Raw genomic sequence first — 25,649 nt, forward strand, 5'->3', positions numbered from 1 at the left:
TTGCTTTGTGAAGTAAAAGCAAATCCTCCCACCTATTTATTTGCCATAATTTTATAATATCTTAAAGAAGATGGATTTTGTGGAAAATAAAGTAAAGTGAGGGTGGGAAAGTTGACGTGTGTTTTAAAGCATTAGATCCACGATAATGTTAATGGTTGGGACTTTTATGCCAGGTAATCTTACATGATACATGGTTTTACCTATAATCAAGTACGGATTACATATCACGACGGTAGTTACATGGATACTGTTGTTGGCCGGATCTCATCAGTTAACCACCAGCAGCAAAGAATAGAGATGTTAGTGCCTGAGGAGTACGGATTGATATTCATTCCTTATGATAAATTGGTGGATACAGAAATATTTTAAAAACATATAACACTTTTCGTGGCGCTTGAACTTGATTAAGATGAGGGTATGAATTATGATTTGACGCCTAACAATCCACTGCTACACAAATTTACTCAAGGTGAAATTGATGTATTTAAGGAGATATTCAAGAAGGATACAACTGCAATATTTGGTGAATGATTAAAACCCCTCCGATTAAGGAGGGGTTGTTTTTTCACATCTTCTTAACTAACGAAGGAAATGCTTTAGTCAATTTAATTGGTTCATGAGTAATAAATCTATAATACAGACGCCAACCGATTTACCCTATCGAGGTCATACTTGTAAGCAGATAGATTTAGATCTTTTACAAGAGTTTCATAGAATAATTTTCCATGACTTAGCAACTCTTTTACCACTAACTTTTTATCTAATGTTACAGTCTGATGATCGAATTGGATTTGAATGTTAGTACCTTTGTCTTTTATTGCTATTTCTACCGGTTGCCCTGGAAAAAGGCACTTACCTTCACCGGATTCCAAACATTCTTCTAGAGTATTAATTATAAACGCCCAAAGCATTGGTAAGTCATCCCAATACTCGACACCGAGATACTCTCTATATTGATATTTAAATGAGATTCCTCCATCAAAACTTAAGAGGTTATCGTTAAGTAGCTCGTCTATGTTTGCTTTAACAAACTCAACACATCTATCTTTATTGTTTTCAAAAAAACAAACATAGTCTTCAGGTCTTAAAGAGGCATTATCTAAACTCTCAATTGGTTTCGTTACTATAAATTGTTTGATTTGCAGCATAAATTTACTCCTAATATTTTGGATAAAGTTGTTTCATATGTCCTTTGGATATTCCGAGAACATAAGTCACGCCGTCAACCTTCGCTTCAACTTGATAAGTTGTATTCATTGATTTCTTCCCTAATGTAAAACTATGTTTCTTGGCTACTGCAAGGACTATATTTTTAACTTCGTTTACACTTAAATCCGGATCCAAGAAAGTCTGCGTTTTTTTAGTGCTTCCGTCCCAATATTTAGGATGATGTCTAGTTAGAATATGTTCCATATCCTTTTTATCTACGGTATATGATCTCCCCTTAACAGTATACTTTCCCGATCTATAATTTTTTAGCGCATTTGTTACTTTGGATTTCGGAGACTTCTTAAATATCTTTTTACCATACTTTATAACTTGTTTACCACCGCTCCACACTAACTTACCAATTAGAACTACTCTAGCACTAGCATGAAATACAGGCTCTTCTTGATTCGGATCTTTTACTAGAGGAACACTATCCCAATCTATCTCGTTATCATATGTATCATCAATGTCATCTGCCGAAACATCTTCAAGATTCTCAAATAGTTCCGGAGCTTCTTCTTCAGATATTTCATTATTATATTCTAACTTATCTGCCCAATCTTTATCAGTTACAATAACGTTCTCGGCTGGCTCTTGTCCAGGCATAATAATAATTACTTCTCCAATTGTATCCTTACTTACATGGCTTTCTTCAGCTCTAGCAAAACTCGGTGCTACTAAAGAAAATCCTAGAACAAAAACAAGAACTAAACTTAATAACTTTTTCATGATATTCCCCCACAAATTTTTAATATATTTTCAAACAAATAAAATATATTCTATATATGTGTATTTTGTGTGTTTTTTGTATAATGAGTGAAAATCTACCATTCAGGTAGATATTTATTCCCTCCAATATCTACTAAAAATCAGGGGTAACTTACCATATGGAAAATAGATTGATACTATTGTTGACCAGATCTTATCTGTGAAAATTAACGTTGATTGGAGAAGCTGGTGCCAGAAGAGTAGTACTTAGTGTTTATTCCTTATGAGAAGTTATTGGATAAGGATATAATCTAAATTATAGTTACTTTCACCCTAATTATCATTTATAATTGCTTTAATTATGAATAATTAGGAGGAATTACCTTGGGAATAGATCCCAAGAAAGCTATCATCGCAGCAAGTGTTGTATCACCTTTATCGGGTATGTTAGCTGATGTAGTAGTTGAGTCATATACTAAATTTAGAAAGAGAAAAGAAACTGCTACTGCTGAAGAATTAAGAGAAGATGCTGAAAAAGAAACGCTTGAATATAGAGTAACAGAAGAGTATGCGAAGGTAATTCAAGAAATCGCTATCGCCAAACGTATTGAGAGTGCGGTAGAAGTAGAGATAGAAGAGTTTTATGATTACTCCGGGGAAGCTACCGCTGGTTTTAAGAAAGGGAAGGCTAGCTCAAACCTTGGTCTTACTGGTAATGGTAAGAAAGTACAAAAAAGAATATATAGATTTAAAGGTTCTCTAACCGAAGATACAGAAAGTACAATCGAAAAGCTTTTCAAAGATGCAGAAAATCTAAAGGAAAATGACAAGAACGAGCATGGTCAAGAAGAGCAACCGAACTTTATTTTTGTTGAAAAAGAATAAAAAACATAATACATATCACACCTTTTCTTACTCCCCTTCGATTATAGGAGTAAAAGGAGGAGATATTATGCCAACACTAATCAGAATTGAACTCTACGGAGAGTATGTAAAGCGAGAAATGAGATTTCAAAGGAACGGCTGCTAGAATGGATTGATTCTGAAGAGGATGACATCCAGTTTCCGGAGCTCACACCAAAACATCCATTGATTATTTAGAGGATTTACACCCGGAGAAATATTTGCTTTTGAAGACTTGCTTAGAAAAGATATGGTGACTGTACATTGCGGACCGTTTGTTCCTCTACCTTAATAATGAAGCCCCTCTCCAATTATAGAAAGGGACTCACTCTATACTCTTAAGTTCTTTTCCATACAAGATTAATTGAAACTTATAATTACAATGTAACACTAACTTTTGATTTGTTCTCCAGTATCATATTTATTAAATCCTCGCGATCCATAAGTTGTACATTAGTTCTAATGGCCATTTGTACTGCGCTCTTTGTATATGTATTATTGCTAACTACCCAAGCATCTGTGCAATTGTAGTAGTTCATTGCTGCGACTGCGATAACCTCTTGAACGGCTTTAACACCAACAGGCTGGCTATACCTTTTTGCTTGAATAGCAATTCGCTTTTCTTCTTTTTCTATTATTAAATCGGCACCAAAATCTCCGCTACCCGGAGTTGCCTTTACTAGATAACCTTTGTTCGCAAATAATGCCTTTAAATACACTTCAAATTCATGGCCACTCATCACATCAATCTCATCTATACCGCTTTGACTTAGTCTTTGTATGTACTCCGCTTCTTTTCTCTGTACTTCTTTTATATATTCTGCTTCCAGTCTGCGTCTTCTTTTTGATAAAAGTATAAAAGGAATAACTATTACACAAAAAGTTACTCCCATTAAAATTAGTGTTTCCATTACAACCCCCCTCTTTGTAAACCAAATGTTTGTTTGGCTCCTTCTATTAAAAGTGCCTTCATTCCAGTTGCATAATGCAATTTAATTCGGAATACTTCACGATTATCTCCGCGTGTCCATGCAAGCATTGAGACGGCTGCTTATTCCACAGCGCCTTTGCGCGATCCCAATCTCTTTTATCCCGGCTTACATGATAAGTAGCATGAACCTGTTCAAATTGCTTTTCCTTAACTGCTAACATAATATTTTCCTCCTAATAGTTTGTTAAATACTCAGTACTTCAGATGCTTTCCACTTTCTTTTAACAGCCTTGTCCAATTCCTTACCGTTTAACTTATAGAAATCAGCTATCCTGGCACAAAGGTTACTCATAACCCATTCGAGTTCTTTACTTTCACGATAAGCTGTCTCTGCAGCGTTTATCTCAACGTCTGAAGCATGTTCTGGATTGCGTATAAACAGTTTTAAATCCAATACTTCTGTAACATCCTTAATCTCTTCAAGAGCCTGAATCATAATAGCCAAAGGTGTTTGCCTGTCTATAGCTAAACCATCTATTGTTGGAGCTGTACGACCATCTGTGAAGAGATGTGCTACATCTTGTGTGTATTCGCCATCGTCGTATACCTGTAAGCTAAAGTGTGCTGTATCAGTAGTGACATTTCGTTTATCGTTCTTCATTTTGCTTACAGTGGTTGGATCCAAGTGAAGTTCCTTCGCCATTTGTTCGCCATTAATACCCTGTCTAATTGACAAATTCGTTAATGCTTTTCCTAACTGCATTTTTCCCACTCCTTAAATTGTCAAAGTTCAGTTATTTTTATTGCTTCGAATTACTGTTATGTTTGTTCTAAGGTGTGAGATAGCTTGTCCTTGCAGCTAAGGGCTAGTTAGCCTTAGCCTTAACGGTGTAACCGTCTTTCTTTTGGAAGTACGGTTCGAATGCTTTTTGGAAAGCTTCTTGCTTATCCATGGTGCCGAAGGTCTCCTTGACGACTCTGAGGTTAGCTTTCAGTGGTCTAGCTTTAGGTTTGCTCACATTAGAACCCTCCCTTAGTAGACCTTATGCCAACGGCTCAGTAGGACTAACCTGTTTATTTACTGAGCTTATCTCTGGTGCATCTTCGTCAAGAAGATGCAAGCAAGTCTTCCTTCATACAGGTCGTACTCTTCTTGTATGGACTCATTAATTTCAATGAAGCTGTAAAGTTTGTCCAACTGCCTTTGCTGATCCTTGCGTATTCCTTGAAGTTCTTCGACCAATTGCTCTGATTTACTAAGCGTTTTATTAGCAAGTTCCAACGCATTTTCGTAATGCTCAACCTGCTCTTTATGAATCACTAGGATGTACTTAATTGCTTCAAACTTTTCATCTGGAGTCATGAACGGCCATCCCTTTACGTACCGTTCTAATTTCTTCTGCTGAATATCGTTCATCTCATCACTCCTTTTAGACGATATTCTGATTTATTTTTCATTTGAGCAGGTCGCATATTTCAGTGCATGTATTAGAATAGTCTCTCTCACCAGATATTCTGAAGGCACTTGAAATGTGATCCTCTTTTTGTGTTAATCGCAAGGTAGGAAATTCTGTTATTTAAGCGAATACCTATAATGACTTGCCTTTCGGACAAATGTGTCCAAAAGTCATTTAACTAGATATAGATGTGGTTTTTTAGGAACTGCCTGTTCCACTCTTACCGGAACGCTAGAACCACTTAGATAAGTCTCCATGATGGACCTTCCAGTCTTCCTCTTGTGAAGAGTGCTAACACTCATTAGTAAAGCTGTACCTAACTCTGAGATAAAAGGATTCTCATAGCAATGTGTCATGAGCAGCTTGTTAAAACTCTTCTTAGTGAAGATCGGTCCGAGCTTTTGCTTGAACTTGAGCGAAGAAGTATAATCCCAACTGCCATCATCCACATAATTCTTAATGGGAGGAAAGAGCGTAAAGAACTCCTCCGTGCTTCTTCCTGCCATGAGACTCTAGAGCTACGAAATATTCTTGCAGTTCCGCAGCGTTTTTTCTGGCGTAATCTTGTTGTGCTTAAGTAACGCAACATTAGTGGTGATATACAAGGTGGAGTTAAGCAGGAGGCTGTGCTGGAATTCTTAACGCCCGAAGGAAAAACAATCGATCCAGCTTCTGTTAAAGAAATTAAGTTAGTCCTTGGAGATGTAACTTCAGGTGACTATATGACAACTGAGCCAGTCGAATTTACAGTTACAGTAGAGTAAGTAAGGCCCCTTTGGGGCTTTTTATTTTTCTTAGACTGTTTTTTCGTTTTGATGAGTAGAATTATTAAGCAGATATGAACGTTGAGTTTAATTTTTGTGGTTAATGTTATCTATTCAAATGGACGGTATGGATGACTTATACATCATGGGCGGTATGATGTAACTTTAATCTAAAGAAACAGATCTACTTTTGTAGGTCTGTTTTTTTGTTACTTGAGATAGTTAATGTGTTACATCCATAAATGGTATATAATTCTATGCGTTGGGTAATTGCGACTATTCACATTTGAGGCAACATCAATACATAGGTTCAAAGAGCCAGCCATTGATTAGTTAAATATACTCAACAAAATTAATCTGGAGGAGTTTTTGTTTTGAAAAAGATTTTCGGTTTACTCAGCATGGCACTATTAGTCTTTGTTTTAGCAGCATGTGGGAGTTCAGAAAGTAAAGCATCTGGTGAATCTGACACGAAGTCTAATTCAGTATCCCAAGAGAAAGAGACAGGTGCATCTGAGGTTACTGGCCAAAACACATCTGCAAACACGGAAGACCAAAATCGGACTACAGCTAATGGAGAAAAATCTCAAAAATCGAGTGAAGAATTTTCTATAGAAGGTCCAGACGGCACTTATAACGTAATTGGAGCGTATTATAATGATGAAATGTTAAATAGTGAAGATGGCGCACTCACACTAGATTTCGACGGATTTAAACTGTCTTTCGTTACTTTTCTAGTGGAATACACTCCCAATGAAGAGAATTTATCGGTAGTGCAAAATGATAAGAGGTACGCTGAAAAAGGGAAAATCAGATTACTCATGACTATGACGTCAACTAAAAATACGAATGATTTTGAAGTTAATTATGCAGGCGGTATTACAGTTGTAACAGATACAAACGAGCAAATAAGTAGTTTTGAGGGCTCTCTATCCTCAGTGTCAGCTGAAACATATAATAGCCAAGAAGAAAAAGAAGATAGATTTTTCTTTATTTTAGAAGATCAAGAATCAGTGCCTGATCACATCGAAATGACATTTGAGAATCCTGGTAAAAACGATAATTACTTTGAGATAAGTCACTTAGGAGAAAGGCAGACTATAGAACTTGATTATGGAACTGCAGAAGAATTATCAAAGATAGATTAATGACTATTAAGTTAGTAAATCACATAGCATTAAGCAAGGCCCCTCTGGGGCTTTTTAAATACAACAAAAAGAAATAGGTGTTTAATTATGCAAGAAATGAAAGACTTATTAAGCAATATATCGCAAATTATCCCATATCTTCCGGTAATATTAATAATAGTTACTTTAATTCCTAAAGTGATTAGACTTATCTCCTCTACCTATAGAGAGCGCATAATGCTTACCCACGATGCTCTTTTCTTACGTGAGACTATATTTACCTTATCTGCCTCTTTAGTATTTGCTTTTTCAATTGTAAATACTATATTTGATCCTGACTTTAGTAAATTCACTACAGAAGGTACTTGGGTTTATCTTTTAGTCAACCTCTTATTTACATTGCTCATTTGGTTTGTAGCAGCGCTATATTACAGGTTAATTATAAAGTTACAAGAGGATAAAATGTATTATAAGCTACACCTTAATGGTGAAGATTGGTACGTTATCAAAGCTATTAATAAAAATGAATTACTCTTATATGACCGGCCTATTCGATATGAAACAGAAGGATTAAGAACCTTTATAGTCCCCAAATCAGTTTTAGAGGATAAAATATTGGAATTACATATAGAAAAAAAGAAGAGGAAAGTTAAGAAACAAAATAACTCTTAAAATAAAACTAATTTTCGAAACACTATTTTAATGAAAATGTATAGAAGATATGCATCAGCATAGTCCATGAAAAGAGAGGTTACAATTTGAAAAAATTTATCTTCCCCCTCACTCTATTTCTCGTTATTTTCGTCAGCGCGTGTTCTAACGCATCATCTGGATCTAAAGAGAAACACCTGATGATGTTGTAGCAGCCTTCCAGGACGCGAGCCTTGAAGCTGAGAATCCTACTAAAATGACTAAGGATGACTATGGCGTTGGTCCAATGAAGTCTAAAGACGGTGTTCGTGTAACTGTCCCTCAAGTCTGCAGCGATTGTAATGCCCGTATCATCAGCTACGAAGATGAAGCTGATCTCGATGAAATGAAGGAATACTATGACTCTATGGGCGAAGAAAGCGCCATGTTATTCTCCTGGACTGCCAAGCATAAGAATATCCTGGTACAAGTTAACGGCGATATGGAGGAAGATGAATTTAATAAGTACAAAGAGGCTTTGGAAAGTCTTTAAACAAAGAAGAGGACCCAAGTAGGTCCTCTTCTTTGTCTATGGCATTTTTTAAATGTAGGTTTTGGCAGTATGATTATTAGAGTTAGTTGTATAGTATGTTATTTCTAATCAAACACATATCATTGCTTGTTCAACTAACGAAGCAGTAGTGTTAACTAAGATAGGGTTTAATTATCCTTAAATAAGATATTCCTAAAAAAATAGTGAAAGGAAGTGTGTAATATTGGATAGTGAAAGTAAAATCATTATTTCTCCATTAAATAATGAGTTAATAGAGGATATCAATAAGACTAATGATTATTTTAAGTTATACGGTAGAGTTGTTCCCAGTTTACAATCAGGAAAGTGGTCTTATAAAGAGATTCTTTTTGATGAAACTAGAGAAACACGATTTCCAGATGACAAACTTGATTGGAGCCAATATATAAACCGAGAAGATAAAACTTTGTTTTTAGCTTACATGAATAATACTTGCATAGGACAAATTCGAATAATTAAGGATTGGAATCGCTTCTGTTATATTGAAAACATTGCTACTAAAAAAGATTATAGAGGCAGTGGAGCCGGAAAGTTACTCTTAAATAAAGCGGAAGAGTGGGCAAAACAAAGAAAACTTATAGGAATGTCCTTGGAAACACAAGATGATAATCTTGGTGCATGCAGATTTTATATGAAACAAGGATTCATACTAGGTGGAGTTGACACACTAAAGCAGTCATATAATCCTAATATTGAAACCACTTTGTACTGGTATAAGTTATTCAAGTAACGGGGGCTTTACTTGAATAAACTCTAAAAGACATTCAATATACACCATTTTATTCATTGGCTGTATGTTGAATGTCTTTTAATAAACAGAATATATACTGTCATTTCGTACATGGATTAATGCAGACTACACTCTTCTTTTTTATACTATGAGGTAACGATCCATTACGTCCTCTATAATAAACATATAAACTCTAAGGAGGTTCTCCTATGGATTACAACAATGAGAAGCTTGTCCAAATTTACGCGCAGCAATGTCACCATGATAGTTCTTATATCGTGGGCAACCTACAAGGGCTTAAGGAATTACGTGATGCGATTGATGAGGCAATTAAAACTGGACAAAGCGGAGCATTACTCTGTCCTTCTGACAACGAACTGTACGATGTGCATATAAGAATGCTTAATTCAGAGGAGGTAGACAAGATCCAACTTATCGAGATGCCGTACACTGAGCAGTTTGGTCCAAAGAATGAGAACTTTTATTATGAGCATAAAACAGATGACCCCAAAGCCCCCTACCCTCCTTCTCACCTTTACAAGTGACGAGCTTCAGATTTGCGGCTCTTTTTATATACGTAAAGAGGACAAGTGTCACATTTTCTGTAAAAGGTATACACCACATTTGATATGTGGTTCCGCACTGTTTTTTCTGATATAAACAGTTCTTGGGCGATTTCCTTAGTTGTCTTATCCTGAACCAATAGTTCAAAGACTTCTTTTTCTCGTTTGGTGAGTAATTGTTTTGGCCTGTAGTCATTATCCTTCAAATGTTAACCCCTCCTTGCTATCTTCAGGGTTGCTGCGTCAGGTATTTATTTAGTCCATGTAGCTTATGTAAACCAGAGACGGAGGGTGAACGGAATCAGCGAATTGTTAACGATTGTTTGGAGAAGAGTTACGAAGTGGTGTATTTACTTAATACCGGCTTTTTTTCTATGTAGCAATTTATTCTTTCACTGTATACCTCAAGATTGTTCGAGGAGGTTTAAGAATTTGTATGAAAAAGCCCTGCCTTACGCTAAAATAAAAGGAGATGATGGAGGTTTTAAAAAGTGAATACGAATAAGATTATGTTGTACTTCTGGTTAGTAATTATTGCAATTATTGCCTATTTTACAGGAGAAATTGCTACCTTTATGATGCTGTATTTAATTTTAATGGCTTTACATGCAATACATTCCACAATTATAGACTTTTATAACGATTGGAAAAGTAGTAGGTATTAAAAAGAACTGATACCATTTCTAAAGTGCTCTAATGGAGAGTATGATTGAATTGGATGATAAGTTGTAACTTTGGCACTTATTCTAGAGATGCAGATCTACATTGGTAGGTCTGTTTTTTCGTTAAAAGACAATATTTAATGAGGCTGAATTACAGCTACCTTTCCATGTATTAAACCTCTGGTATACCATTAAATACTTTTAATAATAAATAGTCTTCTTTAATTCTATAACCTCTTTTTGTACCTTTGACCACATCAAATAACTTGCATGCATTAGAGCTTAATTGCCCACTCGTTTTCGCGAAAATGTATAAAGTCTACAATAGCATCGACATACAATACTCATCAAAATTTGTACCATTAATATTAATCGAGTTTCTTTTCGTACCTTCTATATCAAATCCGATTTTCTTATATAATGCTAGACCAGCCTTGTTTTCGGTGACAACGGTTAGTTCAAGTCTCGATACGTTATGCTTTGGAGCCCACTTAATTACTTTATCAAACAATTTTGAGCCTATCCCTTTTCCTCTATATTCTTGTAAAATGCCTATGACAAGATAAGCACAATGTTTTGTTCTCTTAACAGTTCCACCAATAGCAATCAAATACCCAACTAATTTACCTTTTTCCTCGGCTACAAAAATAGTTGAATTATTTTGCTGTTCAAATCGTTCTAGTTGTTTTTGTTGTTGTTCAGGGGTGGTTTTTCTTTCTCCAGCTTCCATAAGCATAAAATCAGATTTTCTCTCAACTTCTTTTACTAGATTTATAAAATTTTCTCCATCATCTATCCTTATCTCTCTAATTAACAAATCAATCTCCTCACTTCTATTTCACTCCTAATATTTTAACATAAAATTCCATATATCCTTAAATTAGAGCTCACAATGTAAAGAATGCCAAATGACAACTGTTAGTGTTTATATTATTAGTACTATTTTTCGTCCTAATGTGCAGACATGATCCAGCTTTTATATTTCTGCTTAGCATTATAATTCAAGTTAATACGATTGGTTACGATTATTAAACCAGGATATAATTTTCCCATTGCATTTATCAGCTTCTTGCTTTTAGCAGGCATTGTTCCCCCAATAGTGTCCTATTTAGGAGAAAATCTGACTTCAGTAACAGATTTCCTGCTTAATCTATCTGTGCCAATCCTCTATATTAGCGCCCTGCTTCTTGGGTTTGCTATTTACGCAACTTCATGGGGTATTACCACCATCATTTATCGAAGGAAAGCTTTTTAGTTGGTAATAGTGTAGAGTAATTCTTTAAATTAATGAGCGTATTCAAGTAATACTTGGATACGTTTATTTCATTTTCAATTACCCTATCTAAACGTAAATACTCTACTTTAAGGTACATTACAGGTATAAAACAAACCTCTTCATTCTCCATTGAATAACCACTTCTTCTTTGCCTATACTTGTAATAGTTAAAGACTGTATCATAATAGACCGATACTAATATAAAGTAGCCTTCTTACAATAAAAGAAGTATTAACTATACCACTTTTAACTTCCATTACGTTCTCACTTCGATTATTCTTAAGGTAGTACAAACAGTACAACAAAAGGGGACATTACAATGAAAGATGAATTGAGATATATAGGAGAGAAGATACAAAAGAACAAGGACGTTATAGCGGAATCTGTCCTTCATAACCTCGATTCTACACTGAACCATGAGCTCCGTATCTTATCCTTACCCGAGAAGCATTTATCTGAATTCAATGCAGAATTGGTATCCATTATCGGCGCCATCCTTTTTGCTGAGGAAAATAAGGAAGAAGTAAAGCAGAATTTTCTTAGCTGGGGAGAAAGAGCCGGAAAATCTGCTACGGAGATGAATCTTTCTCTGACAGCGACACTGCAGTATGTTTCTGGCTTCCGCAGTGTAATATGGGACATCTTTACAGAAGAGCTGGAGGAGCGGCATTTCGCTGCTATTACTATGTTGGATGTATCGAAAATCATCGATCCAATGCTGGAGGTAGTCAGCTTCGAAATCGGAAGACAGTTCGAAAACCACAATAAAAAGATGGTTAGCATTGCTTATAGTGCACTGGAAGAATTATCTGTACCGGTTGTTCCGATTTATGAAGGATTAGCGGTTATACCTATTGTCGGCGAGATAGATACACACCGAGCCAAACTGATTATGGAGACTGCATTGACCCAAGGCAACACTTTGGAGTTAGATCATCTTGTCTTGGATGTTTCTGGTGTATTGATGATTGATACAATGGTCGCCAATCAGATTGTTCAAATTGTCCAATCACTACGTGTAAGCGGAATTAAAACTATCATCACTGGTATCCGTCCAGAAATTGCACAAACAATGGTATCACTCGGCTTAGATTTCAAGTCGATAACCACAATATCGAATCTAAAAAGTGCGTTGCATCAACTAGGATATGGGAAGTTGGACACTAGCAAGAAGAGCTGATCATTATGATCAGCTCTTTCCCTTTTCACTTCACTCTGCTGTATATATTCTTTACCGCTTCATCAATTTCATCGCGTGACATTCGTAAAGCCTTCGCAGATGACCCGTAGCCTATCTCTGCCTTGCCTTCTGCCAGCCCTTTAAAAATACCTTCAGCAAATTCATCGACTGGTTCTCCGAATGTGTGGATACCCACACCTCCCAAATCCGTGTTGACTGCCGGCGGAGCAACTTCAATCACTTCTACTTCCGTTTCAGCAAGCTGCAAACGCAGACTCATCGTGAATGAATGCAAAGCTGCTTTGGTTGCCGAATAAATTGGTGCTATGGCCATTGGTGTAAACGCAAGTCCTGATGTGACATTCATAATCGCCGCTTTCTTCCCTCTGGAAGCAAAGAACGGTGCAAACAACATCGATAGATGGAACGGCGCCTCGATGTTGGCGGATATCTCTTTGTTGTAATACGCCCAGTCATTCACTGGATTTGCTTCTAAAACATTAAAACGCTGCTGAATTCCTGCATTATTGACGAGCACATTGACTTCTGAATGCTCCTTCTTGACCCATTCAAGCAAAGCGAGCCTTTCTTCCTCTACTGACACATCGCATACGCGGGTAATAAGTTCTGGATGTTTGTCTTTCGCTTCTTCTAATTTACTTTCTCTTCTTCCGCACACTATCACCTGACTGCCTGCTTGCAGAAATCTTTCTGCAAATGCAAAACCTATACCAGATGCGCCACCTGTTATTAAAATCGTATTCCCATTAAGATCCATTATGATAACCTCCTACTTAACCAAAACACCGCTTTTATCATTCCCTTCCTTTTGTATCCCATAACTTTTTTGATTAGTATTTTCTCTTTATCTGGTTACAAGCTGTGCGTCTCACACGATGCATTGCTTTCTGCTCTTGTAAGCTGTGTCCATCCCTTTTATTATGGAAATAGAGACAGCTAGAAGGAGCTTATAACAGCATGAGAAAAACAATACATAGTACGATTTGGTTAATTGTCGCCCTGTTCTTAATTAGCGCATGCGGTACAGTCAGCACGACAAATCAACAGTCAGGTTCTGATAGAAATGCTACTACAACATCAGGAACGACTAATAAAGTCGAGGTTTCTTTAATCCGAATTGTCGATGGAGACACAATTAAAGTGAACTACAACGGCCAGGAAGAAACAGTCCGCTATTTGCTCGTCGATACTCCAGAGACAAAGGCACCGAACAAGTGTGTTCAACCCTTTGGTAAGGATGCCAGCAAACGCAATGAAGAACTAGTTACGAATGCGGAGAAACTGGAGCTTGAATTCGATGTTGGTTCAAGAACGGACAAGTACGGCCGACTGCTTGCTTATGTATATGCCGATGGAGTGAGCGTCCAGCAAACATTGCTGATAGAAGGATTGGCACGAGTAGCTTATGTGTACCCGCCAAACACAAGATATCTTGATACTTTCGAGGAAGCGGAAGCTGCTGCTAAAAACGATGATGAAGCAGTTTGGCAGCAAAGTGGCTATGTGACAGATCGCGGATTCAACGGCTGTGCCACCAGCCAAGATTCCTCCGATAAACCAGTTGATAGCTCATCAAATGAATCGACGCAATTTGCCAATTGCACTGAACTGAGAAAAATATACCCGGATGGTGTGCCGAGTACTCACGCCGCCTACCAGCGCAAATTTGACCGGGATAAGGATGATTATGCATGTGAATAAGAAAGGAGATTATTATGGAAGGGACAAAACATGTACATATTTATGCACAGAGCAGGCATCATAATCCAGCGTATATAGTCGGAAATGAAGAAGGGCTTCGAGAATTGATTTTCATATTAGAAACAGCTCTCTCAACAGGCTGCGGATCCGCTGATGTTTTCCCTTCTGACGGGGAAGGCTATAAAGTACTTGTGAAGAAATTGGAACCATCAGATGAAAAGCTGTTTGAAAGCCTGGAGATGCCGTATACAGAACAATACGGCCCTCGAAATACACATAGTTATTATGAGCATCAAGTAGATGATCCAGCAGCACCTTATCCAATTCACTCAGTCTTTCACAAATGACAATACCTAGTCTTATTGTTTATAGTGTAGAAGAAACTAACCAAAAGGAGAATACTTCATGAGTAAAACAGCATATTGGAAAGAAAACTGGCTGCAGCACCGCAACGTATTAATTCAACTGATCGATCAAATCGAAGATGGTCATCTCGATTTTAAACCATGGGATGATGCAATGACACTTCGTGACCTGGTTCTTCACGTAACCGCCTGGAACGGTGTGTTCGTAAATATGGTGAAAACGGAAGCTATGACACCTCCAACTTTACCTGAAGTACATACGATGGTAGATCTTAAGCAGGCTGTTAAGCAATTTACTGATCAAACGGCTCAAGCCTTTGAGGATATTACTGATGAAGAACTGGCATTAGATAACGAAGCAAAGATACCAGGAATGCACGGTAAGAAAGAACTTTATCTTCAAGCTATGTATGATCATGAATTGCATCACAAGGGTCAGTTGTTCATTTATGCCCGTCTAGTCGGAGCAACAGATCTTCCATTTTTCCGCTAAACAAAAATAACCTTACAGCATATTAGCTGTGAGGTTATTTTTTAATCTAGTATAATTTTCCTTAATATTTTCAAATTTTTACAAAAATCTGCTATACAACAGGTCATCTTCGATATATAATCTTTTAAACACATCTTAGATAGAAAACTATAAATGAGGGATGGATATTGGCGTATGTGATCATGCGTGAAGTGAAGGATGACATTCGCTGTCTGAAAGAGACAGGCAGTACGATGTGTAAGCTATTTGATACGATAAAAGATGCCGAATTGATGAAAAAGCAGCTGGTTTCCGAAACTGCTTCGCATATTCACTGGTTTATTGTTGAAATGTAACTGACGAATTTAATTCAGGTAAGCAGTCGGAATAACTTTCTCAAAAGTGCCGTCTTCTTGCCTGTTTATTTTATACACAGCAGCATCTTTCCTAGAGCATACAGCACGATTCAACTGTTCATCCACGAAATGTAAAGCAGCACTATCATCAACCCCATAGCCTTCTTTCATACTACCTTCACCAACAGCCTTTACAAAACTCGGTCTCCGCTTCTCCTCGCCATCAAAATGAGGATAAACACTGCCTGATAAGAAACCAAGCCCATCTATTGCATACAGAGGTCCGTTCAAAGGATCCGTCAGCCCCTCCTCAAACCAGCAATTGGCCCCTGCGCTTAGCCCTGCCAAGATGACTCCATTCTGGTAAGCTTCAGCTAATATGTTATCCAGATTCCATTCACGCCACAATACGAGCATATTGCGGGTACTTCCTCCCCCGACATAGAGGATATCCTGCCCCAATATAAATGTGGGCAAGTCCTCAAATTCAGGTTCAAACAATGACAAATGACTAGGCTTGCACGGAAGTTGATGAAAAGCTTTGTAAAAGCGACGAATATAATCCGGGTTATCTCCGCTTGCGGTTGGAATGAAACAAACACGCGATTCTATTTTACCGCTTTGAGAGATTATATACCGATCGAGAGCCAAGTTGTCCGGTTCCATTGAAAATCCACCACCGCCAAGAGCGATAATCTGTCTTTTCATCCCGCTTTCCTCCTTATCATGCAACATACCCCGGCCAACAGTAAAAGAAAGAGCTATTAACGGTCTCTCCCTTCACTATGCTTATCTCCTGTATGCATCGTTAGTAATACAAGAGAAACCACCTGTACTAAAAACCCGACGATAAACAGTATAGGCGTTTGTGTCACTGTTCCCAACAATAGCAATGAGGAAGCAAATAAAATCAACCCCACTCCCCAACGCTGAAGTCCAGAACGATACATTTTCCTCCTCCTTTTCGTTAGGCTTAGTTAAACCGTAACACATATCCCACGAAATGGAAAATAAACCCTTGTAAAACTAATGGTATTAGTTTATAGTTTAACTAATATCATTAGTTTGGAGTGTGACTTTATGCGTATACAAAAACAACACAATCTATATCAACTCACTTTCATGCCACGACTATTTCCCGTGAACTGTTATTTGGTTGAAGAAGAAAACGGATTGACATTGGTCGATGCAGCGCTAGCATCCTCAGCATCTTCTATTCTTTCAGCAGCACGTACAATCGGAAAACCGATAACTAAAATTGTATTAACGCATGCCCATTCAGATCATGTTGGGGCTTTAGACAGCTTGAAAGATGCTTTACCTAATGCAGAGGTCATGTTATCGCAGTTGGAGTGGGATATACTTCAAAACGGAACGAAAATGGAAGCTGGTCTTCCTATCAAGGGTGGTTATCCAAAAAATATCATAACAAGGCCAGATAGGTTCTTGAGCGAAGGTGCTTTTGTCGGATCACTCGAAGTGATATCAGCGCCTGGGCACTCACCAGGTATGCTGGCATTGTTCGACCATCGAGATGGTGCACTTCTTGTCGGAGATGCTTTCCAGCTTCGAGGTGGCATAGCTGTATCCGGCGATTTAAGATGGCAGTTTCCATTCCCCGCCTGGGCTACGTGGAGTAAAGAAATCTCAATTCAATCTGCTAAAAAGCTAGCAGACTTAAAGCCTAAGATCTTGGCCGTCGGACATGGAGATTTGCTTCACGAGCCGTTAACATCTATGAACACAGCTATACTGCGCGCTGAAAAAGGAGCCAGATAACATGCCAAGAATGCAGCTCACGAAAACAATCATCATTAACACCGCTCTTTCATTAGCGGAAAAGCAAGGATACGAAGCAGTCACAATGGCAAATATCGCCCGTTCTCTATCAATTAAGCCTCCCTCTTTGTATAACCATTTTAAAAACTTAGAAGAAATCAAACACGCAATGGCCGAAACTGCCCAAAAACAACTGTATGAAGCTTTGAAATCTACTGAAAAGGGAGCACAGCCGCTATTGTCATTAGCAAAGGCATATGTCCATTTTGGTTCTTCTCGTCCTGGCCTGTATACGTCTTCCCTTCCTGGTGGAACTAATGAAGTTAGTGAAGCGCTTGTTCAGCTTATAGCAGATAGCTTAACATCATACTCATTAGGTGAATCAAAAAAGATTCATGCCATCCGAGGATTCCGAAGTATGCTGCACGGCTTCATTGATTTAAATAAGCATGAAGGATTCAAACTTGATGTTGATTTGGAGAAATCACTTGAAGAGATGGTTGGTATATTTGAACGAGGTTTATAAACATAAACAAAGCCACCAGATCATTATCTGGTGGCTTCTATTTTAGTAATTCGTGTCACTTCCAAAGAAGTTCTTGAACGACTGAATATTCGTTGCACGGTTCATCTCAGCAATGGACGTTGTCAACGGAATACCTTTCGGGCATACCTGCACACAGTTCTGTGAGTTACCGCAGCTGCCGATGCCGCCTTCACCCATCAATGCTTCCAGACGTTCCCCTTTGTTCAGTGCACCAGTTGGATGGGAGTTGAACAAACGTACTTGGGAAATCGGGGCTGGACCGATGAAATCGGATTTATCGTTTACGTTCGGGCATGCTTCCAAGCACACGCCGCAAGTCATGCATTTGGAAAGCTCATATGCCCATTGTCTTTTCTTCTCTGGCATCCGCGGACCAGGTCCGAGATCATACGTACCATCAATCGGCACCCAAGCTTTGACTTTTTTCAAGCTGTCGAACATTTGAGAGCGGTCAACTGCCAAGTCGCGGATAATCGGGAACGTGGCCATCGGCTCAAGACGGATTGGCTGTTCCAGTTTATCGATTAGTGCTGCACAGGACTGTCTTGGTGTACCATTGATAACCATGGAACATGCTCCGCAAACTTCTTCCAGACAGTTCATATCCCAATAGATAGGTGTCGTTTCCTTGCCTTCCGCATTTACCGGGTTTCTCCGGATCTCCATCAAAGCAGAGATGACGTTCATATTCTCCCGGTATGGTACATGGAAGGTTTCTTCATAAGGGGCGCTACTCGGATCATTCTGACGCGTCACAATGATTGTAATCGTCTCTTGCTTCGTTTTCGTCGCTTCCATTATGCTTTTGCCTCCTTCGCTTTCGCGGCGCTATAGTCACGTTTTCTCGGCTTGATATAGGAAGTGTCGACTTCTTCGTAATAGATATCTGGCGAGTTGGATGATTCATCATATCTAGCCATAGTAGTCTTTAGGAATTCTGCATCGTTCCGCTCTGGGAACTCTGGTTTGTAATGGGCGCCGCGGCTTTCATTCCGCATGTAAGCACCTATTGTCATTACACGAGCCAAATGCAGCATGTTCTTCAGCTGGCGGGTGAACATAACACCTTGGTTGCTCCAAAGGGAGGTATCATGAATGTTGATATTGTTCCAGCGCTCTTGCAGTTCTTGCAATTTATCATCCGTTTTGAGCAATTTACTGTTCTCACGGACTACTGTTACGTTATCTGTCATCCACTCACCTAGCTCACGGTGCAGCTTGTACGCATTTTCTTTTCCATCCATCTTAATCATCTTATCGAAGTTTGCTTGCTCTTTTGCAAGCGCATCGTCGAATAGTTTGCTGGAGATGTCGTCGGCATGCTTATCTAGTCCGTCGATATATTTGATTGCATTCGGTCCGGCAACCATTCCCCCGTAAATTGCTGACAGAAGAGAGTTCGCTCCAAGACGGTTTGCACCATGCTGGGAGTAATCGCATTCCCCAGCTGCAAATATTCCTGGAATGTTTGTCATTTGATCATCACTGATCCAAAGACCGCCCATAGAGTAATGTACTGCCGGGAAGATTTTCATTGGAACCTTACGTGGATCGTCACCAGCGAATTTTTCATAAATCTCAATGATACCGCCCAGTTTCACATCCAGCTCTTTTGGATCCTTATGGGACAAATCAAGATAGACCATGTTTTCGCCATTGATGCCGAGCTTCTGATTAACACACACATCGAAGATTTCCCGTGTCGCAATATCACGCGGCACAAGGTTTCCATACGCCGGGTATTTTTCTTCAAGGAAGTACCAAGGTTCTCCATCTTTGTACGTCCAAACGCGGCCGCCTTCTCCGCGTGCTGATTCACTCATAAGGCGGAGCTTATCGTCACCCGGTATGGCTGTAGGATGAATCTGAATGAACTCTCCATTCGCATAAATTGCACCTTGCTCATACAAAGCTCCAGCAGCAGAACCTGTGTTGATGATCGAGTTCGTCGATTTTCCGAAGATGATACCAGGACCGCCTGTCGCCATGATGACAGCATCTGCTCGCAACGCGCGCAATTCATGGGATTGGATGTTCTGTGTCAGGATACCGCGTCCGACACCTTCATCATCAATGATGGCATGAACAAATTCCCAGCCTTCATATTTTGTTACCAGACCTGCAGTCTCATAGCGCCGCACTTGCTCATCAAGTGCATAAAGCAGCTGCTGACCAGTCGTCGCACCGGCATAAGCTGTCCGGTGATACTGCGTACCGCCGAAACGGCGGAAATCAAGCAGACCCTCTGGAGTCCGGTTGAACATAACACCCATCCGGTCGAGCATATGGATGATACTCGGTGCTGCATCGCACATTCCTTTTACGGGCCCTTGATTGGCAAGGAAGTCCCCTCCGTAAACCGTATCGTCGAAATGCTCCCAGGTGGAGTCACCCTCACCCTTTGTATTGACCGCTCCGTTGATGCCTCCCTGTGCACAAACGGAGTGAGAGCGTTTTACCGGAACAATGGATAACAAATCTACATGAACGCCGGCTTCTGCTGCTTTGATGGTTGCCATCAAACCTGCCAGTCCCCCGCCGACAACAACTATATTTCGTTTACTCATATCTTTAAGTCCCCTCTCTTAAAGCCGCTATCTTATACACCCATGCCGAATGCCAGCAAAGAGCGTACCCCCAAATACGTTACGCCAAGGAACACAAGCAGCGTCGCATATGTCGCGATTCGCTGGGAACGCGGAGATACTGTGATTCCCCAAGTAACCAGGAAGCTCCATAGTCCGTTCGCGAAGTGGAACGTTGTGGAAATGACGCCAATCAAGTAGAACCAGAAGAAAAATGGCTGTGTCAGAATAGCTTCCATAAAATCAAAATCGATTGTTTCCTGCGTAAAGATTGTAATAACGCGAGTCTGATAGACATGCCATGCGATGAAAATCAGTGTCACGATACCAGTGATCCGCTGCAGCAGAAACATCAGGTTTCGGAAGTATCCATATCTTCTTGTATTGTTCTTACCTGTCAGTACGATGTACACACCGAGAATGGCATGATACAGGATCGGTATGTAGATGACGACCCATTCGAGCACAAAGCGGAATGGAAGATTGTGCATGAAACCGGCAGCAGTATTAAAGCTGCCGCTTCCATATGCAGCAAAGTGGTTAATGACCAAATGCTGGATAAGGAAGATTCCGATTGGAAGCACTCCTAACAACGAATGAAGCCTGCGGTAGAAAAACTCTCGATTCTCGTTCATACGTACCCCCTCAATAGCTCTCTGAATTAACAGAATGATTGCGTTTTCAAATTCGATTAAAAATAAAACCGAAAGAAAACCGAATCCGTTATTAACAATATTATTGTATAACTATCAAATTTAGGCGTCAAGAAAACGCTTTAAAAAATTTACTAATCTCTTTTTTTATTTTATATAATTTACGTGAATATCGACGAATATTGTCAGTTTCATAAACATTGTCAATTCAGTTAAAAGACATTGGCAGTATACCCGGTTTTCATGGTAAAGTGAATAAAGATACTTTGTAATTGCAACAAGGCGGGAAAGGAAGACATGCATGCAAAAAAAAATGCAAGAATTCGACAAGGATTATATGGAACAGCTCATCACTCATGGAGCCGGCCATGATATATTGCGTTTTGTCAGTTTACCAGACTTATTAGGTGAGGACGCTTCCTCCATCCTTTACGTGCTGGGTAAAAAACTGGCACGAAGAGTAAACCCGGCATCCATGGAACAAATCGAGGACTTTTTTATCCAGATGGGCTGGGGGAACTTGAGCTTAGTCAAACAAAAACGGCATGAAATGACATTCGAACTCTCGGGAGCACCAGTTATACATAGATGGAACGTCGGAGTCGGACAAGAGTACAGAATGGAAGCAGGCTTCCTCGCTGCAAGCATCGAGCAGATCAAGGAGCTCGCTTGTGAATGTGTGGACGAAAATGTGCCGAAAAAGGAACATGTCCAGTTTAATGTTTATTTTGCTAAGGAAGATTGATGGATTCAACCTATAAAATTGAAAAAAGTGACGTGTGTATCTTACACGTCATTTTTTATTGTTTCATCTTAAAAAATACCTGTTACAACAGTTATGGAGCATAATGTAAGACCCATAACTAAAGCAGATAAGATAAGTGTTATTCTCACTTCTTTATCAGGCGCAAAGAAGGAAAAATAAAACTAATCAGTGTGCCAAATACTACGGTATTAATAACAAAACCTTCTAAGAAGTTTAGTTGTTTCCATAATTCAGGGGTGAACTTGATAAGCAGCAAATTTAATGTACCAAGTGTTAAGGACAATAATGCACACAAGGTGCATATAGCAACAGGACCTTTGAAAAAGTTCTTATAACTAAATAACGTAAAGCCCCTCCTATTTGCATCCATTACCCTTCTTACTTTGATATTGGTTAACCAATATGCCTCCCACCGGCAAAATAGTAAAAGCCAGTGTCCCAAGTCCGATAATGGAAATAGCCATACCATTCCAAGCCCCCACTATTAGTCCTGCAGCTATAATTAAGATACCGAAACACATACTTGGAAATACTAGTGGAATATGAAACTTAGTTTGTTTATTAAATATCCACGCTATAGCACAGACTATAGCTCCTACAGCTACTCCTAAAAAAGTAAGCCGTAAAACCCCATTATTTCACCTCACATCATTTTACAAATAATAAGTACAAATCAAAGTAATCTTTAAGGGCCATTACAGTATCCTATGTTCCTTTATGAAGTCAGAAAACAAATATTCTCATAGCGAACCAACCCATTCAACATTTAATGCATAATGTTAATGGGATTTCATCATAGATACAGGCTATTGAGAAAGTATTGACAGTCTTTTTTGGTTCATTTCTTGCCATATCGAGCTATTTATTCAGGTACTTCTGTCCAGCTGTCCATTGATAATAAAAGAACAATACATAAAACCGAGTACGCTCATATTCCCTGAATTCACGATGGATCTCAGGATATTCTTTTAATAAAATGTCATTCTGGTTACTCCACTCTGGATGCCTTAGAAAGAAGTTCAGGCTGCACCAATAAATTAATCCCTTTTCAGGAAGCTTACTTCTTATTAGATGATACACAGCTCCTGCAATTTCCATCCAATATGTATTCCAATCCGCTAAATCCAATTCTTTCGTCCCTGAGTGATCTGCTATCATGCGCCGCAAATCTGTATAAGGAAATGGCTCCATCAAACGAAGTGCTAACAGTTCGCCCATCGTTTTTATCCACCTCTCCTTCACAACAGCCTGTAAAAGCTGGCGATGGTTTACTGTGGGCACAGCTATATATTTTCTTTCTCTCATATATCTCCTCTTTTTCTTCTGGTAATTTATGTTAATTTAAGCATATCATAGAATAACGGAGAATAAAAGAACATCTATTACTCATTTATCTACTGCGTTCTCTAAATTAGTCACACAAAAAAGCCAGGCCCATCTTAGGCCTGGTCTCCTTCTTCCTGCTCTTCCATAACTTCCTCAGGATTATTCAAATGGTTCAAAATAACTTGTGCGGTTGGTGCCGGGATACCTAGCTTAGCGATTTCTTCAACGCTTGCTTCTTGAATAGCTGTCACTGATTTAAAGTGACGCATGAGCAACCTTCTGCGTTTCTCGCCAACACCTGGAATATCGTCCAGCTTTGATTTGATTGCGCTTTTACCGCGCAGCTGGCGGTGGAAGCTGATGGCGAATCGGTGTACTTCATCCTGGATACGCTGCACCAGATAGAAATCTTGAGCATTCCGTTCGAAATCGACAACTTGCGGCGGCGTCCCGTACAGCAATTCACTTGTCCGGTGCTTATCATCCTTAGCAAGGCCGCAAACCGGTATATCAAGCCCCAGTTCGTCTTCCAGTACTTCTATTGCTGCGCTCATCTGCCCTTTTGCGCCATCAATGACAATCAGGTCAGGCAGAGGCAAATTATCCTGCAGCACTCGTTTATACCGCCTGCGAATGACTTCTCGCATCGTATCGTAATCATCAGGGCCTTTTACATCACGTATCTTGTACTTCCGATATTCCTTCTTATCCGGTCGGCCATCTGTAAAGACGATCATTGCAGATACCGGATCACTACCTTGGATATTGGAGTTATCGAATGCCTCGATACGGTGTGGTGTCGCTATATTAAGCTTCTCCCCAAGCGATTCGACCGCTTTGATTGTCCTGTCCTCATCGCGCTCTATAAGTGAGAATTTCTCCTTGATGGCAATCTTTGCATTCTTTTCAGCAAGCTCGACAAGCTCTTTCTTTCGACCGCGATATGGAATAGCTACATCCGTTTCCAAGAGCTGCTGTAATCCCTCTACGTTTGTACCGATCGGGACGAGCACTTGCTTAGGAAGCAAATGGTTTTGGTGCAGATAGAAACGTCCGACAAAAGTAAGGAATGTTTCCTCTGGTTCATCGAAGAATGGGAACATACTCACATCACGTTCTATCAATTTACCTTGGCGGATGAAGAATACTTGTACACACATCCAGCCTTTGTCATAGGCGAAGCCGAATACATCGCGGTCTGTCTGATCCGTCAATGTCATCTTCTGCTGCTCCATGACAGATTCAATATGCTGGATTTGGTCACGCAGCTCCTTCGCACGCTCGAAATCGAGCTCTTCAGAAGCTTCTTGCATCTTCTGACGTAAATCCTTCTTGATCTGATGGTGTCCGCCGTTTAGGAATGTCGTGATATTCTGGACAATATTCCGGTTCGTCTCCTGCGAGACAGGATAGACACAAGGACCAAGACATTGGTGCATGTGGTAATACAAGCAAACACGGTCCGGCATCGTATTGCATTTGCGCAGCGGGTACAGTCTGTCCAGCAATTTCTTTGTCTCCCTGGCTGCGATTACGTTCGGATATGGTCCGAAGTACTTGCCTTTATCTTTTTTCACTTTTCGTGTCACCAGCAAACGCGGCTGTTCTTCTGCTGTGATTTTCAAATATGGATATGTTTTATCATCCTTCAAGAGGATGTTATATTTCGGATCATATTTTTTGATTAGGTTCATTTCAAGAATGAGTGCTTCAATTTCGGAGGAGGTAACAATATATTCGAAATCCACAATTTCCGCGACGAGCCGCTGTGTCTTGCGGTCGTGCGCACCGGTGAAATAGGACCTGACCCGGTTGCGGAGGAGCTTGGACTTTCCCACATAAATGACCGTCCCATTTTTATCCTTCATCAAATAACAGCCAGGCTGCGGCGGTAGAACAGCGAGTTTATCAGTTATCGTCTTGTTCATTCGCTTTCCCCTTTTACTAGTGCTTTACATAAAGGAACCCTTGCTACAAAAATGTAACAAGGGATCTCATGTCTAATGCTTACGCGTGTTTGTTAACAAGCTCAACAAGAGCTTCTTTTGGCTGGTAGCCAATTACTTGATCTACAACTTCGCCATCTTTGAAAAGAAGCAAAGTTGGAATGCTCATTACGCCGAATTTACCAGCAGTAGCTTGGTTCTCATCTACGTCAAGTTTTACGATTTTAACTTTATCGCTCATTTCGCCGTCGATTTCTTCCAATACTGGCGCGATCATTTTACAAGGTCCGCACCAAGTTGCCCAAAAGTCAGCAAGGACAAGTCCTTGACTTGTTTCTGTATTAAAGTTTGAATCAGTAGCATTTACAATTGCCATAATAAATTCCTCCTAAATAAAAGC

35 protein-coding genes are annotated in these 25,649 nt (G+C 39.5%); 16 read left to right on the forward strand and 19 right to left on the reverse strand.

All coding sequences use genetic code 11. The features are described from left to right. Positions 1-183 precede the first annotated feature (183 nt). Complete coding sequence (locus tag CHH58_RS18170) at positions 184-369, forward strand: hypothetical protein (RefSeq protein ID WP_141235091.1); 186 nt, start codon at positions 184-186, stop codon at positions 367-369. A 260-nt stretch (positions 370-629) separates the two neighbouring features. Here CHH58_RS18170 and CHH58_RS06610 read toward each other — a convergent pair whose 3' ends face one another. Then, positions 630-1,148, reverse strand: coding sequence for a hypothetical protein (locus CHH58_RS06610; RefSeq protein ID WP_095262225.1), 519 nt, complete (start codon positions 1,146-1,148; stop codon positions 630-632). Positions 1,149-1,158: 10 nt separating this feature from the next. Beyond that, entirely contained in the window at positions 1,159-1,938 is a 780-nt protein-coding gene (locus tag CHH58_RS06615; RefSeq protein WP_095232941.1) for a hypothetical protein, read from the reverse strand. Positions 1,939-2,301: 363 nt separating this feature from the next. Here CHH58_RS06615 and CHH58_RS06620 point away from each other — a divergent pair, with 363 nt between their 5' ends. Next, positions 2,302-2,802, forward strand: coding sequence for a hypothetical protein (locus CHH58_RS06620; RefSeq protein WP_095232942.1), 501 nt, complete (start codon positions 2,302-2,304; stop codon positions 2,800-2,802). A gap of 395 nt (positions 2,803-3,197) precedes the next feature. Here CHH58_RS06620 and CHH58_RS06625 read toward each other — a convergent pair whose 3' ends face one another. The 5 genes from CHH58_RS06625 to CHH58_RS06640 all read right to left on the reverse strand — a co-directional run bounded on the left by CHH58_RS06625 (position 3,198) and on the right by CHH58_RS06640 (position 5,168). Next, complete coding sequence (locus tag CHH58_RS06625) at positions 3,198-3,731, reverse strand: restriction endonuclease (RefSeq protein WP_249275057.1); 534 nt, start codon at positions 3,729-3,731, stop codon at positions 3,198-3,200. A gap of 58 nt (positions 3,732-3,789) precedes the next feature. Further along, positions 3,790-3,972, reverse strand: coding sequence for a hypothetical protein (locus tag CHH58_RS06630; RefSeq protein ID WP_095232943.1), 183 nt, complete (start codon positions 3,970-3,972; stop codon positions 3,790-3,792). Positions 3,973-3,995: 23 nt separating this feature from the next. Then, positions 3,996-4,514, reverse strand: coding sequence for a helix-turn-helix domain-containing protein (locus tag CHH58_RS06635; RefSeq protein ID WP_095262226.1), 519 nt, complete (start codon positions 4,512-4,514; stop codon positions 3,996-3,998). Between the two features lie 103 nt (positions 4,515-4,617). After that, on the reverse strand, positions 4,618-4,770 hold the full coding sequence (locus CHH58_RS18335; RefSeq protein ID WP_170937542.1) for a hypothetical protein: 153 nt from the start codon (positions 4,768-4,770) through the stop codon (positions 4,618-4,620). Positions 4,771-4,838: 68 nt separating this feature from the next. Then, on the reverse strand, positions 4,839-5,168 hold the full coding sequence (locus CHH58_RS06640) for a hypothetical protein (RefSeq protein WP_095262227.1): 330 nt from the start codon (positions 5,166-5,168) through the stop codon (positions 4,839-4,841). A gap of 666 nt (positions 5,169-5,834) precedes the next feature. Between CHH58_RS06640 and CHH58_RS18340 the strand changes: the two genes are divergently transcribed. From CHH58_RS18340 to CHH58_RS06670, 6 genes are all read left to right on the forward strand, one after another. Continuing rightward, positions 5,835-5,972 carry a hypothetical protein gene (locus CHH58_RS18340; RefSeq protein ID WP_170937547.1) on the forward strand — a complete coding sequence of 46 codons (138 nt, stop codon included), beginning with the start codon at positions 5,835-5,837 and terminating at the stop codon, positions 5,970-5,972. 374 nt (positions 5,973-6,346) lie between these two features. Next, positions 6,347-7,120: a hypothetical protein gene (locus CHH58_RS06650; RefSeq protein ID WP_095262229.1), complete on the forward strand. Its 774-nt coding sequence runs from the start codon at positions 6,347-6,349 to the stop codon at positions 7,118-7,120. A gap of 87 nt (positions 7,121-7,207) precedes the next feature. Next, positions 7,208-7,771, forward strand: a complete 564-nt coding sequence (locus CHH58_RS06655; protein ID WP_095262230.1) for a hypothetical protein — start codon at positions 7,208-7,210, stop codon at positions 7,769-7,771. Positions 7,772-8,006: 235 nt separating this feature from the next. Further along, positions 8,007-8,282 carry a hypothetical protein gene (locus tag CHH58_RS06660; protein ID WP_095262231.1) on the forward strand — a complete coding sequence of 92 codons (276 nt, stop codon included), beginning with the start codon at positions 8,007-8,009 and terminating at the stop codon, positions 8,280-8,282. A gap of 223 nt (positions 8,283-8,505) precedes the next feature. Further along, positions 8,506-9,051: a GNAT family N-acetyltransferase gene (locus CHH58_RS06665; RefSeq protein ID WP_095260799.1), complete on the forward strand. Its 546-nt coding sequence runs from the start codon at positions 8,506-8,508 to the stop codon at positions 9,049-9,051. Positions 9,052-9,260: 209 nt separating this feature from the next. Then, positions 9,261-9,596, forward strand: a complete 336-nt coding sequence (locus CHH58_RS06670; protein ID WP_095260800.1) for a hypothetical protein — start codon at positions 9,261-9,263, stop codon at positions 9,594-9,596. Here CHH58_RS06670 and CHH58_RS06675 read toward each other — a convergent pair. Together CHH58_RS06675 and CHH58_RS06680 are read right to left on the reverse strand one after the other, a co-directional pair. Then, the gene (locus CHH58_RS06675) at positions 9,587-9,820 is read right to left on the reverse strand and encodes a helix-turn-helix domain-containing protein (protein WP_306452979.1); all 234 of its coding nucleotides are present in this window, start codon (positions 9,818-9,820) and stop codon (positions 9,587-9,589) included. The genes CHH58_RS06670 and CHH58_RS06675 overlap by 10 nt on opposite strands. Before the next feature lie 775 nt (positions 9,821-10,595). Next, a complete protein-coding gene (locus CHH58_RS06680; RefSeq protein ID WP_095262232.1) occupies positions 10,596-11,093 on the reverse strand; it encodes a GNAT family N-acetyltransferase in 498 nt (165 codons plus the stop codon). Between the two features lie 778 nt (positions 11,094-11,871). Between CHH58_RS06680 and CHH58_RS06685 the strand changes: the two genes are divergently transcribed. Beyond that, the gene (locus CHH58_RS06685) at positions 11,872-12,732 is read left to right on the forward strand and encodes an STAS domain-containing protein (RefSeq protein WP_095262233.1); all 861 of its coding nucleotides are present in this window, start codon (positions 11,872-11,874) and stop codon (positions 12,730-12,732) included. 25 nt (positions 12,733-12,757) lie between these two features. Here the strand turns inward: CHH58_RS06685 and CHH58_RS06690 are convergent, their stop codons facing one another. Continuing rightward, positions 12,758-13,510, reverse strand: a complete 753-nt coding sequence (locus tag CHH58_RS06690) for an SDR family oxidoreductase (protein WP_095262234.1) — start codon at positions 13,508-13,510, stop codon at positions 12,758-12,760. Between the two features lie 200 nt (positions 13,511-13,710). On the opposite strand from CHH58_RS06690, the gene CHH58_RS06695 reads away from it, so the two are divergent. The 4 genes from CHH58_RS06695 (at position 13,711) to CHH58_RS18345 (ending at position 15,647) form a co-directional block, all read left to right on the forward strand. After that, the gene (locus CHH58_RS06695) at positions 13,711-14,454 is read left to right on the forward strand and encodes a thermonuclease family protein (RefSeq protein ID WP_095234878.1); all 744 of its coding nucleotides are present in this window, start codon (positions 13,711-13,713) and stop codon (positions 14,452-14,454) included. A gap of 14 nt (positions 14,455-14,468) precedes the next feature. Beyond that, positions 14,469-14,801, forward strand: coding sequence for a hypothetical protein (locus CHH58_RS06700; RefSeq protein WP_095226650.1), 333 nt, complete (start codon positions 14,469-14,471; stop codon positions 14,799-14,801). A gap of 58 nt (positions 14,802-14,859) precedes the next feature. Further along, on the forward strand, positions 14,860-15,312 hold the full coding sequence (locus CHH58_RS06705; protein ID WP_095260806.1) for a DinB family protein: 453 nt from the start codon (positions 14,860-14,862) through the stop codon (positions 15,310-15,312). A 167-nt stretch (positions 15,313-15,479) separates the two neighbouring features. Further along, positions 15,480-15,647: a hypothetical protein gene (locus tag CHH58_RS18345; protein ID WP_170937548.1), complete on the forward strand. Its 168-nt coding sequence runs from the start codon at positions 15,480-15,482 to the stop codon at positions 15,645-15,647. Positions 15,648-15,656: 9 nt separating this feature from the next. On the opposite strand, the gene CHH58_RS06710 is transcribed toward CHH58_RS18345, so the two are convergent. Both CHH58_RS06710 and CHH58_RS06715 read right to left on the reverse strand, forming a co-directional pair. Beyond that, a complete protein-coding gene (locus CHH58_RS06710; protein WP_095262235.1) occupies positions 15,657-16,355 on the reverse strand; it encodes a peptidase E in 699 nt (232 codons plus the stop codon). Positions 16,356-16,411: 56 nt separating this feature from the next. Further along, positions 16,412-16,597 (reverse strand): hypothetical protein, encoded by a 186-nt coding sequence (locus tag CHH58_RS06715; protein WP_095226647.1) that lies wholly within the window; start codon positions 16,595-16,597, stop codon positions 16,412-16,414. A gap of 130 nt (positions 16,598-16,727) precedes the next feature. Between CHH58_RS06715 and CHH58_RS06720 the strand changes: the two genes are divergently transcribed. Together CHH58_RS06720 and CHH58_RS06725 are read left to right on the forward strand one after the other, a co-directional pair. Further along, positions 16,728-17,426, forward strand: a complete 699-nt coding sequence (locus tag CHH58_RS06720; protein WP_095226646.1) for an MBL fold metallo-hydrolase — start codon at positions 16,728-16,730, stop codon at positions 17,424-17,426. A gap of 1 nt (position 17,427) precedes the next feature. Then, positions 17,428-17,952, forward strand: coding sequence for a TetR/AcrR family transcriptional regulator (locus CHH58_RS06725; protein WP_095232960.1), 525 nt, complete (start codon positions 17,428-17,430; stop codon positions 17,950-17,952). Between the two features lie 42 nt (positions 17,953-17,994). Here CHH58_RS06725 and sdhB read toward each other — a convergent pair whose 3' ends face one another. The 3 genes from sdhB to CHH58_RS06740 are packed head-to-tail and all read right to left on the reverse strand — an operon-like array spanning position 17,995 to position 21,193. Continuing rightward, complete coding sequence (sdhB, locus tag CHH58_RS06730; RefSeq protein ID WP_095262236.1) at positions 17,995-18,771, reverse strand: succinate dehydrogenase iron-sulfur subunit; 777 nt, start codon at positions 18,769-18,771, stop codon at positions 17,995-17,997. Further along, on the reverse strand, positions 18,771-20,540 hold the full coding sequence (sdhA, locus tag CHH58_RS06735; RefSeq protein WP_095226644.1) for a succinate dehydrogenase flavoprotein subunit: 1,770 nt from the start codon (positions 20,538-20,540) through the stop codon (positions 18,771-18,773). The genes sdhB and sdhA overlap by 1 nt, the downstream gene beginning before the upstream one ends. A 32-nt stretch (positions 20,541-20,572) precedes the next feature. Then, entirely contained in the window at positions 20,573-21,193 is a 621-nt protein-coding gene (locus CHH58_RS06740) for a succinate dehydrogenase cytochrome b558 subunit (RefSeq protein WP_038562061.1), read from the reverse strand. A gap of 319 nt (positions 21,194-21,512) precedes the next feature. On the opposite strand from CHH58_RS06740, the gene CHH58_RS06745 reads away from it, so the two are divergent. After that, complete coding sequence (locus CHH58_RS06745; protein WP_095226643.1) at positions 21,513-21,956, forward strand: YslB family protein; 444 nt, start codon at positions 21,513-21,515, stop codon at positions 21,954-21,956. Between the two features lie 145 nt (positions 21,957-22,101). On the opposite strand, the gene CHH58_RS06750 is transcribed toward CHH58_RS06745, so the two are convergent. The 4 genes from CHH58_RS06750 to trxA all read right to left on the reverse strand — a co-directional run bounded on the left by CHH58_RS06750 (position 22,102) and on the right by trxA (position 25,625). After that, positions 22,102-22,446, reverse strand: a complete 345-nt coding sequence (locus tag CHH58_RS06750) for a hypothetical protein (protein WP_095262237.1) — start codon at positions 22,444-22,446, stop codon at positions 22,102-22,104. 389 nt (positions 22,447-22,835) lie between these two features. Further along, complete coding sequence (locus tag CHH58_RS06755) at positions 22,836-23,282, reverse strand: YxiJ family protein (RefSeq protein ID WP_095262238.1); 447 nt, start codon at positions 23,280-23,282, stop codon at positions 22,836-22,838. Between the two features lie 134 nt (positions 23,283-23,416). Further along, positions 23,417-25,231 (reverse strand): excinuclease ABC subunit UvrC, encoded by a 1,815-nt coding sequence (gene uvrC / locus CHH58_RS06760; protein WP_095226640.1) that lies wholly within the window; start codon positions 25,229-25,231, stop codon positions 23,417-23,419. A gap of 79 nt (positions 25,232-25,310) precedes the next feature. Further along, positions 25,311-25,625 carry a thioredoxin gene (gene trxA / locus CHH58_RS06765; protein WP_038562082.1) on the reverse strand — a complete coding sequence of 105 codons (315 nt, stop codon included), beginning with the start codon at positions 25,623-25,625 and terminating at the stop codon, positions 25,311-25,313. Positions 25,626-25,649 lie beyond the last annotated feature (24 nt).

Origin of the sequence: Terribacillus saccharophilus (genome assembly GCF_002272745.1) — a bacterium.
GTDB lineage: Bacteria > Bacillota > Bacilli > Bacillales > Amphibacillaceae > Terribacillus > Terribacillus saccharophilus_B.

What these genes read in the sequence shown, in the direction of transcription:
- CHH58_RS18170 (WP_141235091.1), top strand. Translation starts at nt 184, where the DNA reads ATGATACATGGTTTTACCTATAATCAAGTACGGATTACATATCACGAC.
- CHH58_RS06610 (WP_095262225.1), bottom strand. Translation starts at nt 1,148, where the DNA reads ATGCTGCAAATCAAACAATTTATAGTAACGAAACCAATTGAGAGTTTA.
- CHH58_RS06615 (WP_095232941.1), bottom strand. Translation starts at nt 1,938, where the DNA reads ATGAAAAAGTTATTAAGTTTAGTTCTTGTTTTTGTTCTAGGATTTTCT.
- CHH58_RS06625 (WP_249275057.1), bottom strand. Translation starts at nt 3,731, where the DNA reads ATGGAAACACTAATTTTAATGGGAGTAACTTTTTGTGTAATAGTTATT.
- CHH58_RS06630 (WP_095232943.1), bottom strand. Translation starts at nt 3,972, where the DNA reads ATGTTAGCAGTTAAGGAAAAGCAATTTGAACAGGTTCATGCTACTTAT.
- CHH58_RS06635 (WP_095262226.1), bottom strand. Translation starts at nt 4,514, where the DNA reads ATGCAGTTAGGAAAAGCATTAACGAATTTGTCAATTAGACAGGGTATT.
- CHH58_RS06640 (WP_095262227.1), bottom strand. Translation starts at nt 5,168, where the DNA reads ATGAACGATATTCAGCAGAAGAAATTAGAACGGTACGTAAAGGGATGG.
- CHH58_RS06655 (WP_095262230.1), top strand. Translation starts at nt 7,208, where the DNA reads ATGCAAGAAATGAAAGACTTATTAAGCAATATATCGCAAATTATCCCA.
- CHH58_RS06660 (WP_095262231.1), top strand. Translation starts at nt 8,007, where the DNA reads ATGACTAAGGATGACTATGGCGTTGGTCCAATGAAGTCTAAAGACGGT.
- CHH58_RS06670 (WP_095260800.1), top strand. Translation starts at nt 9,261, where the DNA reads ATGGATTACAACAATGAGAAGCTTGTCCAAATTTACGCGCAGCAATGT.
- CHH58_RS06685 (WP_095262233.1), top strand. Translation starts at nt 11,872, where the DNA reads ATGAAAGATGAATTGAGATATATAGGAGAGAAGATACAAAAGAACAAG.
- CHH58_RS06690 (WP_095262234.1), bottom strand. Translation starts at nt 13,510, where the DNA reads ATGGATCTTAATGGGAATACGATTTTAATAACAGGTGGCGCATCTGGT.
- CHH58_RS06695 (WP_095234878.1), top strand. Translation starts at nt 13,711, where the DNA reads ATGAGAAAAACAATACATAGTACGATTTGGTTAATTGTCGCCCTGTTC.
- CHH58_RS06700 (WP_095226650.1), top strand. Translation starts at nt 14,469, where the DNA reads ATGGAAGGGACAAAACATGTACATATTTATGCACAGAGCAGGCATCAT.
- CHH58_RS06705 (WP_095260806.1), top strand. Translation starts at nt 14,860, where the DNA reads ATGAGTAAAACAGCATATTGGAAAGAAAACTGGCTGCAGCACCGCAAC.
- CHH58_RS06710 (WP_095262235.1), bottom strand. Translation starts at nt 16,355, where the DNA reads ATGAAAAGACAGATTATCGCTCTTGGCGGTGGTGGATTTTCAATGGAA.
- CHH58_RS06715 (WP_095226647.1), bottom strand. Translation starts at nt 16,597, where the DNA reads ATGTATCGTTCTGGACTTCAGCGTTGGGGAGTGGGGTTGATTTTATTT.
- CHH58_RS06720 (WP_095226646.1), top strand. Translation starts at nt 16,728, where the DNA reads ATGCGTATACAAAAACAACACAATCTATATCAACTCACTTTCATGCCA.
- CHH58_RS06725 (WP_095232960.1), top strand. Translation starts at nt 17,428, where the DNA reads ATGCCAAGAATGCAGCTCACGAAAACAATCATCATTAACACCGCTCTT.
- sdhB (WP_095262236.1), bottom strand. Translation starts at nt 18,771, where the DNA reads ATGGAAGCGACGAAAACGAAGCAAGAGACGATTACAATCATTGTGACG.
- sdhA (WP_095226644.1), bottom strand. Translation starts at nt 20,540, where the DNA reads ATGAGTAAACGAAATATAGTTGTTGTCGGCGGGGGACTGGCAGGTTTG.
- CHH58_RS06740 (WP_038562061.1), bottom strand. Translation starts at nt 21,193, where the DNA reads ATGAACGAGAATCGAGAGTTTTTCTACCGCAGGCTTCATTCGTTGTTA.
- CHH58_RS06745 (WP_095226643.1), top strand. Translation starts at nt 21,513, where the DNA reads ATGCAAAAAAAAATGCAAGAATTCGACAAGGATTATATGGAACAGCTC.
- CHH58_RS06750 (WP_095262237.1), bottom strand. Translation starts at nt 22,446, where the DNA reads ATGGTATGGCTATTTCCATTATCGGACTTGGGACACTGGCTTTTACTA.
- CHH58_RS06755 (WP_095262238.1), bottom strand. Translation starts at nt 23,282, where the DNA reads ATGAGAGAAAGAAAATATATAGCTGTGCCCACAGTAAACCATCGCCAG.
- uvrC (WP_095226640.1), bottom strand. Translation starts at nt 25,231, where the DNA reads ATGAACAAGACGATAACTGATAAACTCGCTGTTCTACCGCCGCAGCCT.
- trxA (WP_038562082.1), bottom strand. Translation starts at nt 25,625, where the DNA reads ATGGCAATTGTAAATGCTACTGATTCAAACTTTAATACAGAAACAAGT.